Origin of the sequence: Bradyrhizobium sp. WBOS07, from assembly GCF_024585165.1 — a bacterium.
Taxonomy (GTDB): Bacteria; Pseudomonadota; Alphaproteobacteria; order Rhizobiales; family Xanthobacteraceae; genus Bradyrhizobium; species Bradyrhizobium japonicum_B.
The window spans coordinates 5,334,415-5,353,263 of sequence record NZ_CP029008.1; the positions used below are offsets into that span (position 1 = coordinate 5,334,415).

Consider the following 18,849-nt stretch of genomic DNA (forward strand, 5'->3'; position numbering starts at 1 on the left):
TCCCATCGCGGCGCGTCGAGCGGCACGGGCTTGATCATTCGCGTTGCCCACGGCGGCGTTCCGATCCGATTCGATGTGCCGTAGAAGTGCGGGACGATAGGGTTCGCGGGCATATCGGCAGCTTGGGGCCGATTCCGGGCTTTTGACGACCGGATTCGATGATGAAGATCAAACCAGCCTGACTGCAAGCCTGGTAGTCAGGCGCATGAGCTTCCTGACCTTCCTCGTAGCGACCTATTTCCTGCTCGCCGTACCGGGGCCGACCAACACCCTGCTCGCGACATCGGGCGCGGGAATCGGCATTGCGCGCTCGCTTCATCTGCTCGTTGCGGAGTTGTGCGGCTATCTGCTCGCGATTGCCCTGTTGCGGCTCGCGCTCGGCCCCATCGTCGGCGACATCCCGGTCGCGGCGCTCGTGCTTCGCGTCGCAGTGACCTGCTATATCCTCTGCCTCGCCTTTATGCTCTGGCGGGTCAACACACGCGAGCTGCGCGATGGCGCACCGGTGACGTTTGGCCAGGTGCTGCTTGCGACTCTGCTGAACCCGAAAGCGCTCGTGTTCGCTTTCCTGCTCCTGCCGCTCGAGGCTGCGCCGCTCGAATTGCTGCCCTGGTTCGGCGCGATCGCGCTTCAGATTGTCACCGCCGGCGCCGCGTGGATCGCCCTCGGCGCGACGCTCGGCCGTGGCGCCCGTCGTCTCGGGCACCCCCATTTGGTCACGCGCATCGGCGCGGTCACGCTGGTTGCCGTGACCGGCCTGATTTGGCTTCAATCCTTGCTGACGGCCTGAAGCGCCACGCCCCGCTCGCGAAGGCGCGCTTACTGCGCGCCGGAGCCGCCCTGCACGATCTTCTCGTTCAGCTTCTGGTCCACGGTGTCGACCGTGCGGTCGATCTCGGCGTTGGGCACGCCGAGTTGATGCGAGATCAGCTTCACCAGGAGGTCGACGCGTTCGATGAAGGGCGCGCCGCTTGCGACCGCCCGTGCGGCCGATGACGGCTTGAGCAGGCTCTCGGCGGCCTTGGCATATTTTGCGAACGGCACCTGGTCCTGCGGATCGGCGCCGAGGCGGCGCGCGATCGCGTCGACATGCTCGTAGATCGTCTGCGAGCGCTTGAGGTCGCCGTGCACGGCGTCACGGATCGACTGCGGCTCGTTCGGCGTGATGCAGCGGTAATTGCCGGTCAGCAGCATCGACCATTTCGCCAGCGGCACGAACAGGGAATCGAATACTTTCAGCTTCACCGGAACGTCGTGGCCGTCGAGCGTCACCGCATCGATGTCGGCTTCGAGTTCGCGCAGCACCTTGTTGTGCTTGTCGTCGGCAAAGACCGACGCCTTGAAGTTGGTGGGCAGGCCGACGTGCAGCACGTTGGCGGCTTCTTCCGGCGGGCGGAATGCCTGCGGGTCGGGCGAGCACAGCGTCACCAGCCCCGGCTCGAACCGCTCCCACACCTGCGCGTTGGTATAGGCCTCTTCCAGATCCATGTCGGCGAGCGCCGGAATCCGCTTCAGATAGGGCAGCGGCGGCATGTTCATGATCGACAGGCACGGCAGCTTGGCCGCGGCGATCTTGACCATGAGGACGCGCACGGTGTGGTTGGTGTATTGCGGCTCCTGCATCGCAAGACCGACCAGATCGTAGCGGGAGAGATCGACGTTCTGCGGGGTCACCGCGTCGAGCTTGCCCGGAAGGTCACGCGAGAAGATTGCCCGGTGCACCGCCTCGTCGCGCAACTTGATGCGCACCTCGGTACCTTCGCGATTGATGAGCTCCGCGGTCTTGGCGCGGCACACCAGGGTCACGTTGTGCCCGGCCATCAGCAGCTTCGTGCCCAGCAGGGAGCCGTAAGAAGCCCCGAGAATCAATATGTTGCGCGCCATGCTCCGTCCCTTTGAGAATTTGTGCGATTTTTCAGCCCCGGCCGTCATCCGCGGGCGAGTTGCCGGCATGTAAAGCGAAGTGCGCGGGGATGGCAACTGGGATAATGCATACAAGGCCGGCTGAGGCCGGCTTCTACTGGCGGTGATGCTCGAAGCTGGTGCAGAGCAGATCGACCTCCGCCTCTGCGATCGGCGAGCGGAACAGGCGGCAGCTGAGCCCGGCCGTCGCCTTGCTGTCCGAGGCGGTGCGGTCCTCCCGAAGAAAGATGCATCGCCTGCAGACGTCGGTGTGGTGCCGCTGCTCGGCCGTGTCCGACTGGTCCAGCAGATGCCGGAACGTGTCGCGGAAACGGATCTTGACCTCGTCGTCGAGCCCGGCAATCGCCTCGATCAGAACGTTGACGGGATCGCGCACCAGGAGTTTCTTGCCCTGCTGCGTCACGCTCAACATCACCGAGCGCTTGTCGGTGGCGGAGCGCTTCCGCTCGAGGTAGCCGAGCCGCTCGAGCTCTCCGATGATGAAGGATGCGGTGCCGCGCGTGGTGCCGACATAAGTTGCGAGCGCCGAAGGCGTCCGGGAGAAGCGGTTGGCGCGGGAGAGGAACCGCAGCGCCATCCACTCGCGGTCGCGCAGGCCGTGCTTGGCGCCTTCGAACCACAGGATGCTTGCGGCCTGCTCCAGCAGTGCAATCGATTCGCGAGCCAAATTCATTTCAATTCCAAGCCGGATAGAGCTCTATTCAATTGAGCCTATTGGAGCGCAATCTGAGTGGACGAGATGAAGTCGCGCTTCGCCGTTCGTCCGTTGCCGGATGCGTAACGCGAGTGGGGAAGAAGCTCGCCATTGGAGCTTCCGGCCGTGGAACTAGGACGTCACAAAGAAAGTTCGAGTAAATCGCACAGCTCAAATTCTTTGAAGATTTCAATCAAATGACGGCGGCTCGCACGTGATTGGGCACACGTGCGGCATTGGCAGCAGCGGGGAATATGTTCGAGCTCTACGGCTTCGTCGCCGGCAGCTTTCTCGCTCTCACTTCGTCATCGCGCCATAGACGATGTCCTGGACTTGCTCGCGATAGTATTTCCGGAGCTCGCCCGGCGCCGCCGTTCCGACCACAACGACGAGACGCTCCTTGGGATCGCAGAAGAACTGCGTTCCGTAGGCTCCGTTCCAGGTGAACTCGCCGGGATTGCCGGGGACCGCTGACAGCCCCTCGCTGGTCCGGACCGCGACCGAAAGGCCGAAGCCGAAGCCGGCGCGATGCGGCTCGACCTTGGCCACGTTGTTCTTGATCTCGGGACCGAGATGGTTGGCCGTCATGTGATGCACGGTCTTCGGGGAAAGGATGCGCTGGCCGTCGAGCTCGCCGCCGTTGAGCAGCATCTGGCCGAAGCGGAGGTAGTCGCCGATCGTGGCGAACGCGCAGGCGCCGCCGCAGTCGAACTTGGTCGGCGTGTCCAGCAGCTTGATGGCTTGCGGCTTGCCGGTCAGCGGATCGTTGGCGAAGGGGCGGGCGAGGCGAGGGCGCTGCGCGTCGGTCGGGTGGAAGGTGGCGTCCTTCATGCCGAGCGGCTGCCAGACATTGGCGGCGAGATAGTCGCCGAGCTTCTGCTCGCTCACCTTCTCGACGACCGCGCCGAGCACGTCGATCGAAAAGCCGTATTCGAACGCGGTCGAGGGCTGTTGCGCCAGCGGCAGCTTGGTGATGCGGTCGATGAAGGCCTGGGTGTCGCCTTCGATCGCCGGAGCAATGCCGTCAGGGTATTGCCGCGCCACCGGGCTCGACGAGTCCGGCCGGCCGCCATACATCAAGCCCGACGTGTGCCGGTAGAGATCGTGGATGAAGATTGGCGAGGCCTGGGGCTCGAGCTTGAGCGAACCGTCGGCTCCGGTCACGCCGACCTTCATGTCGGCAAAGCCGGGATAGTAATTGGACAGCTTGGCCTGGAGCGGCAGCCGTCCCTGCTCCATCAGCGTCAGGCCCGCGACCGCCGCCATCGGCTTGGTCATCGAGGCCAGCGCGAAGATCGCATCGACCGGCATCGGCGTGCCCTTGTCCGGATCGAGCAGGCCGTAGGCCTTGTAGTGCACCAGCTTGCCGTCCCGCGCGACGGCGACGACGGCGCCGGGCACGCGCTTGGCGGCGATCTCGCGCGCGAAGAAATTGTCGAGGCGTGCCAGGCCCGGCTTGGAAAAGCCGACGTCGTCGGGATTGGCTTCGGGCAGTGGCGCGGCGCTGGCCGTGCCGAAGGCGATGACGGCAGCCGCCGTCGCGATCATGGCGATCGTCTTGATCATTGCGTCCTCCCAGGCGAGCTCGTTGTGCGGTGGCCCACGCGAGGCCTAGATCACGTCCGCATCGACGCGAAGTCAAGCACGGGCGGGGCATGACTGGGGCGCCGGGAATGCCGGAACCCTATCGTGCTTCGCCCGCGCGCCACAGCGCATCGAGGCCGTGCCGATAGGTCGGATGGACCAGCGCGACGCCGAGCTCGCGCTTCAATTTCGCGTTGGAGACACGGGCGCTGCTGGCATAGAAGCTGCGGGCCATCGGCGACATCTCGGCCGTCGCGAACGCCTCTTCCGGTGGTGGCGCCACGCCCATCAGCGTCGCGGCATAGGCGACCACGTCCTGCGGCGGCGCAGGCTCGTCGTCGCAGACGTTCCAGATGCCGCCGCTTTCGTGGCGGATGGCGGCCATAATCGCGCTGGCGATATCGTCGACATGGATGCGGTTGAAGACCTGTCCGGGCTTGATGATGCACCGCGCCGTTCCCGCGCGCAGCGTCGCCAGCGCATTGCGGCCGGGACCATAGATGCCGGCAAGCCGCAGGATTGCGGCATTGCCGTGCGCAACGTCCATCCAGGCCTGCTCGGCGGCAAGCCGCAGGCGCGCACGGTCGAGCGCTGACTGCGGGGGAGTGCTCTCGTCGACCCATCCGCCGCCATGGTCGCCATAGACGCCGATCGTCGAGAGATAGACGATCTTGCGGCGGCCCGCCGTCAGCACGTCGCCGAACGCGGCGATGGCGGGATCGCCGGTGCTGCCGGGCGGGATCGACACCAGAAGCACGTCGGCGTCGCACACCTGCTCGACCGTCTCGCGCGACGGAGGGCTGCCGGAAAAGGCGTGGACCTCGATGCCGGCGAGGTCGTTCCGCTGCACCGGATCGCGCACGGTGCCGGCGCGATGCGGGAAGTTGTCGCCGTGCTTGCGGACGAAATGCAAGGCGCTGTAGCCGAGGCCGAGAATGAAGAGGCGCATGGGTCTCCCTGAAAGCTCGAAGTTCCCGTCCGCGCCATCGCGCGCCTTTCGCTCATAAGAGATTTTTGGGTCCGGCAAAAGATATTGCGATTTGTCTCGCATCCTGTCTCGGGCGATGTTCGCCTGTCACAGGGAGGCACCGATCATGCAGGCAGAAGCGCTCGCCTTGGCGCCGGCGAATGCCAGCGAGCTGATCCGGCGCGCGGCCGCGCTGATCTTCGACGTCGACGGCACCCTGGCCGAGACCGAGGAGCTGCATCGGCAGGCCTTCAACCATGCCTTCGCCCGCCACGGTCTCGACTGGCAGTGGGACCGCGCCGTCTACAAGGAGCTGCTGCGGGTGACCGGCGGTAAGGAGCGCATGCGCGCCTACCATGCGCGGCTGCCGACCGCTCCGCCGCTGTCGGATGCGGACATCGCCGCGCTTCACCGCGTCAAGACGGCGCGTTATGCCGAAATGGTCGAGACCGGCTGCTGTCGCTTGAGGCCCGGCGTGATCGAGCTGCTCGCCGCTTCAAAGGCACGCCGCCAGCGGCTCGCGATCGCGACCACCACCTCGCACGGCAACATCGATGCGCTCCTGTCGCAGGCGCTGGGGGCGCGCTGGGCGGCGGAGTTCGATGCGATCGTCGCCGGCGACGACGTCAGGCACAAGAAACCCGCGCCGGACGTCTATCTCGAAACGCTGGCGCGGCTGCAGCTGGGCGCGGCCGACTGCGTCGCCGTTGAGGATTCCGCCAACGGGCTGATCGCGGCGTCGCGGGCGAATATCCCTGTCATCATCACCCGCAGCATGTTCTTTGCGGATGATGATTTTGCCGCGGCGCAGTGCGTGCTGGACGATTTGTCGGAACTGGTCGCCGGGCAAAAAACGGGAACTCGCAAGGGGGATACATCGAGCCACGAGGCAGAAAGCCTGCTCTCGTTCACCACATTTAAACCTTAAGATTCTACGAAGAATACTCAGCCACAGATCCGCAGGAACATGCCGACAGCCTTCGTACAGAAGCCATCCGGGCAATGAAGGCTTCGCAGACCCTTTGCATCGTGGCTGTTATCGCATCCGCGGGACTTTATCTGGCCGCCGGTAACAGACCGGCCGCGATGGCGCCGGACCTCATGCCGGAAGCGGCAGCGAGCATGGCGGCGCCTGCGAACACGGTGACGCCCGCCTTGTACGCAGAGGCATCCGCCAGACTTGCGGCGGCGCTTCGGTCGGAAAGAGCGGCGCCTGGTCCGGAGACGTCAGCAGGTTCCAGCCCGTTGAGCGCCGACGCCGAGCTTGTCGGTGAATCCGCCGCGCCAAAGCTGGCGTCGTTGGGACCGGATGTCGTCCAACCGCTGCCGCCAGAACGCGATGCGTCCTTTGAGACTCCGAAAGCGGCATCGACGCAGGATTTTCGTTATCTGGTCTACTATGTCTGGTCCGAACTGCCGCCCGCCGAAAAGCCGGCGGAGATCGTCTTGCGTGCGTTCAAGGACATTCCGGTCGGAACGCCGGCCGAAGAGATCAAGCGCGCCGCCGACGCGTTCGGGCTCGATTTCAATTTCATGATGGCGGTCGCCAAGATCGAGTCTGGCTTCAACCCCAATCAACGCACCGGGTCCTATATCGGGCTTTTTCAGCTCAGCCACTATGAGTTCGGGAAGTTCGGCTTCGGGCAGATTCGCAGTCCGCGGGATAATGCCGTCGCGGCCGCCTACAAGATCCTGACTGAAGGCGTCCAGTTCGGATGGATCACGCACCGGACGCCCGACATGAGCGATCTTTACCTGATCCATCAGCAGGGCTGGGAAGGTGCCGCTGAGCACATCAGCAAGCCCGCTCGCCTCGCCTGGAAATCCATGTGCGCCAGCAGCGAAGGCAAGGAGAAGGGCGAGCGGTGGTGCAAACGCGCGATCTGGGGCAATGTCCTCCCCGCCTTCAAGCGCAACTGGAAATCGGTCGAGAACGTGACGTCAGAGGCGTTCGTCGGCATGTGGCGCGGCCGGGTCGCCGAATTCTACGGGAAGTACGTGGCGACTGCTGCCGCGGCGCCAAGCCAATAATTCAGTTGTCGGCGGGGTTAGCTGATAAGCCGACCTGGACGCCTGCTGCTGGCAGAAGACTGGACGCGGTGCCGCGCCGACCCGGGCCGCCGCTTGTGACCCCTTAGCGGTCATCGGTCTGCGACGCTTCGAGGTCTACCGTCAAAGGTGAAACGGGACTCGTGCTGGAACTGTGAGCACGCGACTTAGAGCGCGCCCGCCCGCTTTTGCCCGTTCAGTGGACCCGATGGCTCGTCCTATCGTCCTCGGCCTGCTCGACAATCTGCGCGATCGGGCTCGACTGGTGATGCACCAGGCGCCAATCGTCGCCGACGCGGCGGAAATGGTTCGCAGCGGCCAAGGCGGTGCCGTCGACGATCTCGATGCAGAGCACGCGGGCGCTGTCGCCGTCGACGATCGCCTGCGGCTCGGCGCAGACAATCTGCGGCCGCTCTGGATTTTGCAGGATGTCGCGCCAGCTTCCGATCACCGTGGCGCGGCCGACGATGGCGGGCCAGCCGGGATGGATGCAGGAAATGCCGTCGTCATCCGCCCACATCCGTTCCATGCCGGCGAAATCGCCTGCTGAAAACGCGGCGTAGAAGGCCGCGTTGGCGGCGATGATCTTGCTGTCTTTTGCCATCACTCCCGGGTGAGGCAACGACAGACAAAAATCAAGCGCGACTTCCGTTCGACGTGGCGTTCAATTTGGACCGCAGTGCAGCATTGTGCGCTTGTGCTCAAGCCGAGACCAGCGACTCCACCGCCCGCCGCGCGCCGTCCTGGTAGAGACGGCCGAGGGCCGCGGTGACCGCCTCGCGCAGGCGCGGCTCCGCGCCGAGCGGTCCGAACACCTTCTCCACGGCGAGCAGCGCGGGCGCGAGCCGCTCCGCGACGGGCCCCGCCTCGCGCGCCAGCTGTGCGAACTCGGCGGCAAGCGGATCGCGCACGTCGATGGCGCGGCCCTGCTCGTCTGTTGCGCTGACGTAGCGCATCCAGCCGGCCACCGCGAGCGCATGCGTTGCGATCGGCAGGTTCTTGGCGAGGCGGTCACGCATCGTGCCGAGCAGGCGCTGCGGCAGCTTTTGCGAGCCGTCCATCGCGATCTGCCAGGTGCGGTGATGCAGCGCCGGATTGGAGAAGCGCTTCAGCAGTGAGGCGCGATAGGCGGCGAGATCCGTGCCTGATGGCATCGTCAGCGTCGCCGCGGCCTGCTCCATCACCTGCGCGGCCAAACGCGCGAAATGCGGATCCTGCATGGTGTCGGCGATGGTCTCGTAGCCCGCGAGATAGCCGAGATAGGCCAGCGCCGAATGGCTGGCGTTGAGCAGCCGCAGCTTCATCAGCTCGAACGGCTTGACGTCGCTGACGAGCTCGACGCCGGCCGCGGCAAGATCGGGCCGGCCGGCCGTGAAGCGGTCCTCCACCACCCATTGCGTGAAAGGCTCGGTCATGACGGGCCAGGCGTCGCGCAGGCCCAGCGCGGATGACACCGCGTCCCGGTCGGCAGCCGTGGTTTCAGGAACGATACGGTCGACCATGGTCGAGGGGAAGGCGGCATTGTCCGCGATCCACTTGCCGAGATCCTTGGAGCGCAGCGCGGCGAACTGCGTCACGATCCGCTGTGTGGTGTGGCCATTGGCGGCGAGATTGTCGCAGCACAGCACGGTGAAGGGCTTGGCTCCGAGCGCGCGCCGCCGCGCCAGCGCCGCGACGATGAAGCCGGGCGCCGATCGCGGCGCGTCCAAATTGTTCAGGTCATGCACGACGTCAGGGTGCCGCTCGTCGAGATCGCCGGTCTGCGGCGTGTGGCAATAGCCCTTCTCGGTGACGGTGAGCGAGACGATGCGCGTGGCCGGATCGGCCATCCGTTCGACCAGGGCCGCCGGCTTCTCGCGTGCGACGACACTGTCGAGCAGCGCGCCGATGACGCGATGCTCGGTGCCCTCCGCGGCGCGTACGGCAATTGTGTAGAGATGATCCTGCGGGGCGAGGGCGTCGCGCGTGTCCGGGCTGCGCAGGCTCGCCCCGACAATGCCCCAGGACGCGCTGCCCGTGGCAAGGCAATCGTCGATGACGACGGCCTGATGCGCGCGATGAAACGCGCCGAGACCCAGATGCACGATGCCGGGCGTGACGCGCGAGAGGTCGTAGGCCGGGCGGCGGACGGCCGGCGGCAGCCGGTCGAGATTGGCCCTGGCAAGACCCCCGCCAAGACGCGCTGAACCTGGGCGCATGGACGTCTCCCCTTTGCTTTGCCGCTGCTTGAGCTTTGCCGCTGCTTGACATGGCGCCCGGACCGGGTCAATGCTCTGGTCAATTGGTAAGGCCAATTTTCCAAAATTGGCGGGCCGCGGGCGGAAAGTCCCGCGTGACCCCTTTCGGGAGGACCAGCGTGCCGCTGGAAGCTGTGGAGGCGAGACGGCTCTATCGCCAGGTCGCCGATCAATTGCGGAGCCTGATCGACAGCGGCGAGTACGCGGTCGGCAGCCGCTTGCCGACCGAACGCGAGCTCGCCGAGCAGCTCAAGGTGTCCAGGCCCACGGTGCGCGAAGCCCTGATCGCGCTCGAGGTCGAGGGGCGGCTGCGTATTCGCGTCGGCTCCGGCATCTATGTGATCGAGCCCGCCGCAATCGCCGCGCCGCCAGCCGCGTCGGTCATCGAGGGGCCGTTCGAGCTGCTGCGCGCCCGCGAATTCCTGGAAAGCGCGATCGCCGAAGAGGCCGCGCGCGTAGCGACGAAGGACGACATCGCCCGCATCGACGCCTCGCTGCTCGCGATGGAGAAGGTCGAGCATCCCGGCGAAGCCTCCATGGTTCACGACCGCGCATTCCACGTCGCGATCGCCGGCAGCCTTGGCAATGCCGTGCTGGTGCGCGTGGTCGGCGAGCTGTTCGACCAGCGCCTCAATCCCTATTTCGCGCAGCTTGCGCATTATTTCGAGAACCCGGGCACCTGGCGCACCGCGCTCGACGAGCATCGCGCCGTGCGCGAGGCGATCGCGGCGCATGATCCGCCAGCCGCGCGCGAGGCGATGCGCGTCCACCTGGCGAGATCGCAGGAGCGCTTCGCGCAGAATTTCGGTGCCGAGAACGCGGCCGCGCCGTCGTCGGGAGAGAACCGGAGCGCGCGCGCCCCGGCGAAGTCGCCAAAACCAAAACCGAAAAAGCGCGCCACGGGCGGCAGCGCGCGGCGGCGATGAGATTGTGCGGCCCGCATCCATGCCGGGGCGGGCGAACAAGAAGCAGACTTGAACGATGGAGGAAAAGTCGATGTTGAAGAAAATGACGATTGCAGCAATGATTTCCGCCGCTGCGCTGCTGGCTGCGACCAGTGCCAGCATGGCGCAGACCAAGCTCAAATGGGCCCATGTCTACGAGACCTCGGAGCCGTTCCACACCGCCTCGGTCTGGGCCGCGCAGGAGATCGGCAAGCGCACCAAAGGGCGCTACCAGATCGACGTCTACCCGGCCTCCCAGCTCGGCAAGGAGACCGACATCAACCAGGGCCTCTCGCTCGGCTCGGTCGACCTCATCATCTCCGGCTCGAGCTTCGCGGCCAAGAGCTTCGCGCCGATCGGCGTGACCTATTATCCCTACACGTTCCGCGATGCCGATCATCTGCTCGCCTATACCAAGAGCGATATCTTCAAGGAGCTCGTCAAGGGCTACGAGGACAAGAGCGGCCACCACATCGTCGCGGTGACCTATTACGGGGTGCGGCAGACCTCGTCGAACAAGCCGATCAAGACCTGCGCCGACATGAAGGGCCTGAAGATCCGTGTGCCGGACGTGCCCGCCTATCTGGCGATGCCGCGCGCCTGCGGCGCCAACACCGCGCCGATCGCGTTCGCCGAAGTCTATCTCGCGCTCCAGAACGGCACCGTCGAGGCGCAGGAGAATCCCCTGACCACGATCGAGGCCAAGAAGTTCTACGAGGTGCAGAAGCACATCGTGCTGACCGGCCACATCGTCGATCACCTCAACACCGTGGTCGCCGGCGCCCTGTGGAAGAAGCTCAGCGACGAAGACAAGAAGATCTTCACCGACGTGGCGCAGGAAGCCGCCGCCAAGGCCACCGGCGAGATCAAGCAGAACGAGGCCAAGCTGGTCGCCTTCTTCAAGGACAAGGGCCTGACCGTGACCGAGGTCGACAAGAACGAGTTCCGCGACACCGTGCTGAAGAACGTCGCGTTCGAGACCTTCGGCTATCGCAAGGCCGATTGGGAAAAGATCCAGGCGGTGAAATAGCACTGGATGTCATTCCGGGGCGGCGCGCCGGACCGTGCAGAGCACGGTCCGAGCACCGAACCCGGAATCTCGAGGTTCCGGGTTCTCGCTTCGCGAGCCCTGGAACGACGATTGGAGAGAGGTAGCCTAATGTCCACCGCCGAAATCCACCGGCAGATCACCGCGGAGGAGATCGCCCATACTTTCGAGGAGGAGGCGACGCCGAAGGTCGATCTCGGTATCTACGCGTTCGAGGATTGGGTGGCGCTCGCGGTCTTCTGGGTGATGGCGCTCGCCGTCTTCCTCCAGTTCTTCACCCGCTACGTGCTCAACGACAGCTACGCCTGGACCGAGGAGATCGCGACTTATTGCCTGATCGGTGTGGTCTTCATCGGCGCTTCGATGTGCGTGCGGCTGTCCCGGCACATCCAGGTCGACCTTCTCTACCGCTATCTGCCGCCGCGCGTGGGGCGCGCGCTGTCGACGATGATCGACCTGATCCGGATCGCCTTCTTCGGCTACGCCATCAAGCTGGTCTGGGTCTACATCCAGATCATCGGCGACGAGCAGATGACCACGATCAATTTCCCCAAGAACTACGTCTATTACTTCGTCCTGCTCGGCTTCGTGCTGATGTTCCTGCGTTCCGTGCAGGCGGCGCTGCAACATTGGCGGCAGGGTTACTCGGTCCTCGAACGCCCCGGTGCCTACGACGGGTCGGAGATATAACGTCATGCTGCTGTTGCTCGGAGGCTTTCTCCTTCTGATGCTGCTCGGCGTTCCCGTGGCGATCGCCATGGCCGCCTCGTCGCTGCTCTACATCCTGGTCAGCGGCGTGACGCCCGACGTCACGCTGGCGCAGCGCATGATCGCCGGCGTCGAGAGCTTTCCGCTGCTCGCCGTGCCGTTCTTCATCCTCGCCGGCAATCTCATGAACATCGCCGGCGTCACCGGGCGCATCTACAAGTTCGCCGTCGCACTGGTGGGGTGGATGCGCGGCGGCCTCGGCCACGTCAACATCATCGGCTCGGTGATCTTTTCCGGCATGTCCGGGACCGCGATCGCGGACGCCGCCGGCCTCGGCACCATCGAGATCAAGGCGATGAAGGACCACGGCTATTCGACCGAGTTCTCGGTCGGCGTCACCGCGGCCTCGGCGACGCTCGGGCCCATCATCCCGCCGTCGCTGCCTTTCGTGATCTACGGCATGATGGCGAACGTCTCGATCGGCGCGCTGTTTCTCGGTGGCGTCATTCCGGGCGTCGTCCTGACCTTGTTCATGATGATCACCGTCACCTATTTCGCGCACAAGAACAAATGGGGCAGCGACACGCCGTTCTCCTGGCCGCAGCTCGGCTCGGCGGGCCTCGAGATCTTGATCGTGCTGTCGTTCCCGATGGCGATCTGGCTGATGGTGATGGCCGGCCTCTCGATCAACGTGGCGGTCGTCATCGGCCTCGGCACGCTGCTGGCGATCGACTGGTATTTCGACTTCTCGGCGGTGATGGCGCTGATGGCGCCGGTGATCCTGATCGGCGGCATGACGCTGGGCTGGTTCACGCCGACGGAGGCTGCCGTTGCCGCGGTGATCTGGTCGCTGTTCCTTGGCCTCGTCCGCTACCGCACCATGACGCTGCAGACGGTGGCGAAGGCGACGTTCGACACGATCGAGACCACGGCCTCCGTGCTGTTCATCGTCACCGCCGCCTCGATCTTCGCCTGGCTGCTCACGGTGTCGCAGGCCGCGCAGATGCTGTCGGACTGGATGCTCAGCATCACCCAGAACAAATGGGTGTTCCTGGCGCTCGCCAACGTGCTGATCCTGTTCGTCGGCTGCTTCATCGACACCACGGCGGCGATCACCATCCTGGTGCCGATCCTGCTGCCGATCGTGCTCAAGCTCGGCATCGATCCCATTCACTTCGGCCTGATCATGACGCTGAACCTGATGATCGGCCTGCTGCATCCGCCGCTCGGCATGGTGCTGTTCGTGCTCGCCCGTGTCGCAAAACTCTCGGTCGAGCGCACGACGGTGGCGATCCTGCCCTGGCTGGTGCCGCTGATGCTGGGGCTGATCGCGATCACCTTCATTCCCGAACTGACCCTCTGGCTGCCAAAATACATGGGACTCTCCAAATGACCTCGACCGCTCTCGCCGCAACCCTGTTCGGTCCGGAAGATCTGCGCATGATCGAGCATCCGCTCGACAGGCTCACTGAGGGCATGGTGCGCATCCGCTTCGGCGCCGGCGGCATCTGCGGCTCGGACATGCACTATTTCCGTCATGCCCGGACCGGCGATTTCGTGGTGAAGTCGCCGCTGGTGCTCGGCCACGAGATCTCGGGCGAGGTCGTGGAGATCGCAGGCACTGCCGCCAATCTGAAGGTCGGCGACCGCGTCGCCGTCAACCCGTCGCGCTGGTGCGGCCATTGCGTCGCCTGCCGCGAGGGCCGGCCGAACCTGTGCGAGAACATCTACTTCATGGGCTCGGCCTCGAAGACGCCGCACATGCAGGGCGGCTTTGCCAATTATTTCGACGCGATCCCCGCGCAGTGCGTGAAGATCCCGGACCACGTGTCATACCAGGCGGCCGCGCTGGCCGAGCCGCTCGCAGTCTGCCTGCATGCGGTCGCGCGCGCCGGCAAGATCGAGGGCAAGCGCGGTATCATCTTCGGTGCCGGCCCGATCGGGCTTCTGACCATGCTGGCCGCGCGCCGCGCCGGCATGGCCGACATCACGGTGGCCGACATCGCACCGGCGCCGCTGGCGTTTGCAACCCGGCTTGGCGCTTCGCATGTCGAGAATGTCTCGGGCGGGGAAGAGGGCCTGAAGGCGCAGGCGGCCTCGCGCCCATACGACGTCGCCTTCGAGGTGTCGGGCACGGCCGCCGGCCTTGCCAGCGCCATCGGCATCGTCAGGCGCGGCGGCATCGTGGTACAGATCGGCAATCTGCCGGGCGGCCAGATCCCGACGCCGTCGAATGCGGTGATGGCCAAGGAGATCGACCTGCGCGGCTCGTTCCGCTTCGGCTTTGAGTTCATGACCGCAGTGGAGCTGATCTCAAACGGCAGCGTCGACGTGCTGTCGCTGGTCACCGCCGAGCGTCCGCTGGCGACCGCGCCCGATGCGCTGCGGCTGGCGCTCGACCGCTCGCAGAGCGTCAAGGTCGTGCTGACCGCGACCTGATTGGGGGAGACCGATGATGTTGGAGGGATGGCGCTGGTACGGGCCCGATGATCCGGTGTCGCTCGATGACGTCAGGCAGGCCGGGGCGAGCCAGATCGTCTCGGCGCTGCATCAGGTGCCGATCGGGGAGGCCTGGACGCGCAAGGCGGTTGAAGAGCGCAAGAACTTCATCGAGAACGGCCAGCCCGGGCGATCGCAACTGACCTGGTCGGTGGTGGAATCGATTCCGATCCCCGACGACGTCAAGCGGCTCGGGGCCAAGGCGACCAGGTCCATCGAGGCGTGGATCGCGAGCCTCGAGGCCGTCGCGGCGGCCGGCATCAAGATCATCTGCTACAATTTCATGCCTGTCGTGGACTGGTGCCGCACCGATCTCGAATGGGAGCTGCCGAACGGCGCCCGGGCCATGCGCTTCGACCAGGATCGTTTCGCCGCCTTCGAGCTGCATATTCTCAAGCGTCCCGCGGCCGTGCAGGAGTACTCGCCCGAACAGCAGGCGCGCGCGAAGGCGCTGTTCGAGCAGTTGAGCCAGGCCGATATCGACTATCTCGTGATGGTGATCGCCAGCGCGCTGCCGGGCTCGACCACCGAGCCGATGACCATCCCGCAATTCCGTGACCGGCTGGAGAGCTATCGCGACATCACGCCAAGGATCCTGCGGCAGCATCTTGCCGAGTTCCTGGCGCGCGTGACGCCGGTCGCCGAGCAGCTCGGGGTGTCGCTGACCCTGCATCCGGACGATCCGCCGCGGCCGTTGTTCGGCCTGCCGCGCATTGCCTCCTCGGCCGACGATTATCAGGCGTTGTTCGACGCGGTGCCGTCCAGGGCCAACGGCATCTGCCTGTGCACCGGCTCGCTCGGCGTGCGCGCGGAAAACAACCTGCCTGAAATGGCCGAGCGCTTCGGTCCGCGCATCGCCTTTGCCCATCTGCGCGCCACCAAGCGCGAGGCCGACGGGCTGTCGTTCTACGAATCCGATCATCTCGACGGCGACGTCGACATGGTCGCAGTGCTCAAGGCGCTGCTCAAGGAGAACGCGCGGCGGCCGCCGGACAAGAGGATCGTGTTCCGTCCCGATCATGGCCACCGCATGCTCGATGACCTCGCCGCCACCAAGCGCACCAACCCCGGCTACACCGCCATCGGCCGCCTCCGCGGTCTCGCCGAGCTGCGCGGCGCCATCCGCGCGATTGAGCATCGGTAGAGCGGTGCTGCGGGTTCTTCTTTGCCTCTCCCCGCAAGTGGGGCGAGGGGGCACTAATAACACGCCGCCATTGCCCCCAGCTTCGGATAGAGCCGGTCGATCGCGGCGATCTCGCTTGCCATCTGCGCGATGATCCAGTCGCGGATCTCGGCTGCGATCGGACGCATCGGGCGGTTGCGCGGCGGCAGGAATTCGCAGACGCGGCGCGTGGTGGTGAGCCGGTCGGAGGCCGGCATCAGCGCGCCGGTGAGCAGCCAGTGCGAGGCGACCGTCAGCCAGCCGAGCGCGATGCCCTGGCCGAGCAGGGCGGCCTGCACCACGACGGCATAATCGGTGAAGCTCAGCGCCTTGGCCGCGCCGCGGCGCCCGGTGAGCAGCGAGGCGTAATCCGCGGCCCAGTCGCCCGGCGTCTCGGCAAGGCGGATGATGGTGTTGCCCTCGGCGGGATCGGTTTCGCCGAGATAGGAGGGGCTGCACATCGGCAGCATGACTTCCCTCATCACCAGCGTGCCGCCCGACGGCGGCTCGTCGCGATCGCGGAAGCGCATGCCGAGATCGACATTCTCCACCGGCCCGCGCAACGCGCCGGAGATGAGCTGGAAGCGCAGATCGACTTGCGGAAACTGCTTCTGCAGCTTGTCGATGCGCGGCATCAGCCAATGCGTCGTGAAGGCCGACGAGACCGACAGCGTCACCGTCTCGGTGCCCTTGCGGCGCCGCTCGATCTCGACCAGCCCGCTCTCGATGCTGCGAAAGCCGTCGAGCACGCGGCGATAGAGCAGTTCGCCCTCCTCGGTGAGCACCGCGCGTCCCGCCTTGCGATCGAACAGGCGCACGCCGAGATGCTCCTCGAACTGGCCGAGCATCCGGCTCACCGCCGGCTGCGTGACGTTCAATTCGGCGGCCGCGGCCGTGAAGCTGCCATTGCGCGCCGCGGCGTCGAAGACGAACAGGGCGTTGCTCGACGGCAGCATGCGGCGAAGCTCAGGCATAACGCTATGTTATGAGCCGCGTGAGAATTTGGCAATTGCCGAGTTTTGCCAAGTCTGTTGTCATCGCGATCACAGCCTAAAGACAGGGGCTGGCGAGCAAGGATTTGGTGCGGCGCACGCTTCGATCCCGAGTGCTCGGATTCCCTGTCTATAAAGCAGGCTTATGGCGCGCAGTGAGGCACGCCGTTGCAGGGACGGGCGAGGTCGATCGTTGGATAAACGAGCGGAAAGCGTCGAGATCAGAGCCGCGAGCAAGGCCTATGGCCCCGTCCGCGCCCTCGACGACGTCTCCCTCAATGTCGGCGCCGGCGAGTTCGTCTCGCTGCTCGGTCCCTCCGGCTCGGGCAAGACCACGCTGCTTGGAATTCTGGGCGGCTTCATCCTGCCGTCGGCGGGCACGATCCTGTTCGGCGGCCGCGACGTCACCTACATGCCGCCGCACAAGCGCGACATCGGCGTCGTGTTCCAGAACTACGCGCTGTTCCCGCATATGAGCGTCGGCGAGAACGTCGCCTTCCCCTTGCGCGCCCGCCGCCTGCCGAAGGCGTCCTGGCCCGACAAGGTCCGCGCGGCGCTCGGCATGGTCGGGCTCGCCGGCTATGAGGACCGCGGCATCGCGCAGCTCTCCGGCGGCCAGCGCCAGCGCGTGGCGCTGGCGCGCGCCATGATCTTCGAGCCGCGGCTGATCCTGATGGACGAGCCGCTGTCGGCGCTCGACAAGCAGCTGCGCGAATCCATGCAGATCGAGCTGCGCGCGCTGCACCGGCGCATCCAGGCCACCATCATCTATGTCACCCATGACCAGCGCGAAGCTCTGACCATGAGCGACCGCGTCGCGGTCATGAAGGACGGCCGGCTGATCCAGATCGACGTGCCCGAGCGCCTGCACGATCATCCCGCCGATTCCTTCGTCGCGAGCTTCATCGGCGAAGCGACCATGCTCCCGGTTCGCCGCGTCGATGCCTCCAGTGTCGCGCTCGGCGATGCGCTGCTGCGCAGCGCCCGCGTCATTCCCGATGGCGATGCGCTGATGCTAGCCGTGCACAGCGAAAAGCTCCTGATCGACGACGGCGCGCAGGATTCCGCCTGCAACCGGCTGACCGGCACGGTCACCGACATCGTCTATCAGGGCGAGAGCCTGCGCATCTTTCTGGCGCTCGAAAACGGCGTTGCGCTCAGCCTGCGCCAGCCGAGCTATCACCAGGCCTATAGCCGCATTCCGCCGCTTGGCGGCCGCCTCACCGTCACCCTTCACCCCGAGGACACCATCGTCGTGCCGAGAGTGGACTGAAATGGGTGGACTGACCTCAAGCCTTGTACAACCGAAAGAAGAAACTGACATGTCGACCCAAGCCGCGTTCAGCAATTTCAAGGTTCTCACCTTCGACGTCGTCGGCACCTTGATCGATTTCGAGGCCGGCGTGCTCTCCGCGGTGCGCAGGATCTCGGGCAAGACGCCGGCCGAGCTCAGCGACGACCAGATCTTCGAGCCCTACAAGCGCGGCCGCGACAAGCATTATGGGCGCTCCAGCGAGGCGATGTTCCACGTCTATCGTCATCTCGCCACCGAGCTCGGACTGCCCGCCGACGATGCGGCCTGCGACATGTTCCAGCTTGCCGTGCTGCGCTGGGGTCCGTTCGCGGATTCGGTCGAGGCGCTGAAGCGCTTGCGGACGAAATTCCGGCTGGTGGCGATGACCAACGCGGACCGCGTCGCGCTGTCCTGCTATGCCCACGCGCTCGGCGATCCCTTCGACGACACCGTGTGTGCCGACGACACCGGCGTTGCAAAACCCAACCCTGAGTTCTTCGCCTACAACAGGGGGCGCCAGTCCGCGTTCGGCTACAAGCAGTCCGACATCCTGCATGTCGCGCAGAGCCAGTACCACGACATCGGGATCGCGCGGAAGCTCGGCTACAAGGTGTGCTGGATCGAGCGTCGCCAGGGCATCGCCGGCTTCGGCGGCACGCCGGCGGTGGAGATGCTGACCAAGCCGGACTTCCATTTCCCGACGTTGAAGGCGCTCGCCGACGCCGCCGTTGGGCCTGCGGCGTAACAT

Annotated in this window: 18 protein-coding genes; 11 read left to right on the forward strand and 7 right to left on the reverse strand. The window is 65.5% G+C overall.

Annotated features, from left to right (window positions below; translation table 11 throughout):
* Window positions 1–205 precede the first annotated feature (205 nt).
* Entirely contained in the window at window positions 206–790 is a 585-nt protein-coding gene (locus DCM79_RS25435; protein ID WP_257176864.1) for a LysE family translocator, read from the forward strand.
* A 29-nt stretch (window positions 791–819) separates the two neighbouring features.
* Here DCM79_RS25435 and DCM79_RS25440 read toward each other — a convergent pair whose 3' ends face one another.
* The 4 genes from DCM79_RS25440 to DCM79_RS25455 form a co-directional block, all read right to left on the reverse strand.
* A complete protein-coding gene (locus DCM79_RS25440; protein WP_028138265.1) occupies window positions 820–1,884 on the reverse strand; it encodes a ketopantoate reductase family protein in 1,065 nt (354 codons plus the stop codon).
* Between the two features lie 133 nt (window positions 1,885–2,017).
* Window positions 2,018–2,596: a MarR family winged helix-turn-helix transcriptional regulator gene (locus DCM79_RS25445; RefSeq protein ID WP_257176865.1), complete on the reverse strand. Its 579-nt coding sequence runs from the start codon at window positions 2,594–2,596 to the stop codon at window positions 2,018–2,020.
* Window positions 2,597–2,914: 318 nt separating this feature from the next.
* A complete protein-coding gene (locus DCM79_RS25450) occupies window positions 2,915–4,183 on the reverse strand; it encodes a serine hydrolase (protein ID WP_257176866.1) in 1,269 nt (422 codons plus the stop codon).
* A 118-nt stretch (window positions 4,184–4,301) separates the two neighbouring features.
* Complete coding sequence (locus DCM79_RS25455) at window positions 4,302–5,150, reverse strand: SDR family oxidoreductase (protein WP_257176867.1); 849 nt, start codon at window positions 5,148–5,150, stop codon at window positions 4,302–4,304.
* 145 nt (window positions 5,151–5,295) lie between these two features.
* Here DCM79_RS25455 and DCM79_RS25460 point away from each other — a divergent pair, with 145 nt between their 5' ends.
* Complete coding sequence (locus tag DCM79_RS25460; protein WP_257176868.1) at window positions 5,296–6,096, forward strand: HAD family hydrolase; 801 nt, start codon at window positions 5,296–5,298, stop codon at window positions 6,094–6,096.
* Between the two features lie 74 nt (window positions 6,097–6,170).
* Window positions 6,171–7,199 (forward strand): lytic transglycosylase domain-containing protein, encoded by a 1,029-nt coding sequence (locus DCM79_RS25465; protein ID WP_257176869.1) that lies wholly within the window; start codon window positions 6,171–6,173, stop codon window positions 7,197–7,199.
* A gap of 214 nt (window positions 7,200–7,413) precedes the next feature.
* Here the strand turns inward: DCM79_RS25465 and DCM79_RS25470 are convergent, their stop codons facing one another.
* Together DCM79_RS25470 and DCM79_RS25475 are read right to left on the reverse strand one after the other, a co-directional pair.
* Window positions 7,414–7,821, reverse strand: a complete 408-nt coding sequence (locus DCM79_RS25470; RefSeq protein WP_257176870.1) for a nuclear transport factor 2 family protein — start codon at window positions 7,819–7,821, stop codon at window positions 7,414–7,416.
* A gap of 97 nt (window positions 7,822–7,918) precedes the next feature.
* On the reverse strand, window positions 7,919–9,415 hold the full coding sequence (locus DCM79_RS25475) for a mannitol dehydrogenase family protein (protein ID WP_257176871.1): 1,497 nt from the start codon (window positions 9,413–9,415) through the stop codon (window positions 7,919–7,921).
* Window positions 9,416–9,573: 158 nt separating this feature from the next.
* Between DCM79_RS25475 and DCM79_RS25480 the strand changes: the two genes are divergently transcribed.
* From DCM79_RS25480 to uxuA, 6 genes are all read left to right on the forward strand, one after another.
* Window positions 9,574–10,380, forward strand: a complete 807-nt coding sequence (locus tag DCM79_RS25480) for a FadR/GntR family transcriptional regulator (protein ID WP_257180844.1) — start codon at window positions 9,574–9,576, stop codon at window positions 10,378–10,380.
* Window positions 10,381–10,450: 70 nt separating this feature from the next.
* Entirely contained in the window at window positions 10,451–11,428 is a 978-nt protein-coding gene (locus DCM79_RS25485) for a sialic acid TRAP transporter substrate-binding protein SiaP (RefSeq protein ID WP_257176872.1), read from the forward strand.
* Between the two features lie 129 nt (window positions 11,429–11,557).
* Window positions 11,558–12,136 (forward strand): TRAP transporter small permease, encoded by a 579-nt coding sequence (locus DCM79_RS25490; RefSeq protein WP_257176873.1) that lies wholly within the window; start codon window positions 11,558–11,560, stop codon window positions 12,134–12,136.
* 4 nt (window positions 12,137–12,140) lie between these two features.
* Complete coding sequence (locus DCM79_RS25495) at window positions 12,141–13,547, forward strand: TRAP transporter large permease (RefSeq protein WP_257176874.1); 1,407 nt, start codon at window positions 12,141–12,143, stop codon at window positions 13,545–13,547.
* Window positions 13,544–14,593, forward strand: a complete 1,050-nt coding sequence (locus tag DCM79_RS25500; RefSeq protein ID WP_257176875.1) for an L-idonate 5-dehydrogenase — start codon at window positions 13,544–13,546, stop codon at window positions 14,591–14,593. Before DCM79_RS25495 ends, DCM79_RS25500 begins: the two co-directional genes overlap by 4 nt.
* A gap of 13 nt (window positions 14,594–14,606) precedes the next feature.
* Entirely contained in the window at window positions 14,607–15,797 is a 1,191-nt protein-coding gene (uxuA, locus tag DCM79_RS25505) for a mannonate dehydratase (RefSeq protein ID WP_257176876.1), read from the forward strand.
* Between the two features lie 53 nt (window positions 15,798–15,850).
* Here uxuA and DCM79_RS25510 read toward each other — a convergent pair whose 3' ends face one another.
* Window positions 15,851–16,789 carry a LysR family transcriptional regulator gene (locus DCM79_RS25510; RefSeq protein ID WP_257176877.1) on the reverse strand — a complete coding sequence of 313 codons (939 nt, stop codon included), beginning with the start codon at window positions 16,787–16,789 and terminating at the stop codon, window positions 15,851–15,853.
* Window positions 16,790–17,000: 211 nt separating this feature from the next.
* On the opposite strand from DCM79_RS25510, the gene DCM79_RS25515 reads away from it, so the two are divergent.
* Both DCM79_RS25515 and DCM79_RS25520 read left to right on the forward strand, forming a co-directional pair.
* Complete coding sequence (locus DCM79_RS25515) at window positions 17,001–18,080, forward strand: ABC transporter ATP-binding protein (RefSeq protein WP_257176878.1); 1,080 nt, start codon at window positions 17,001–17,003, stop codon at window positions 18,078–18,080.
* 49 nt (window positions 18,081–18,129) lie between these two features.
* The gene (locus DCM79_RS25520) at window positions 18,130–18,846 is read left to right on the forward strand and encodes an HAD family hydrolase (RefSeq protein WP_257176879.1); all 717 of its coding nucleotides are present in this window, start codon (window positions 18,130–18,132) and stop codon (window positions 18,844–18,846) included.
* The last annotated feature ends 3 nt before the right edge of the window (window positions 18,847–18,849 follow it).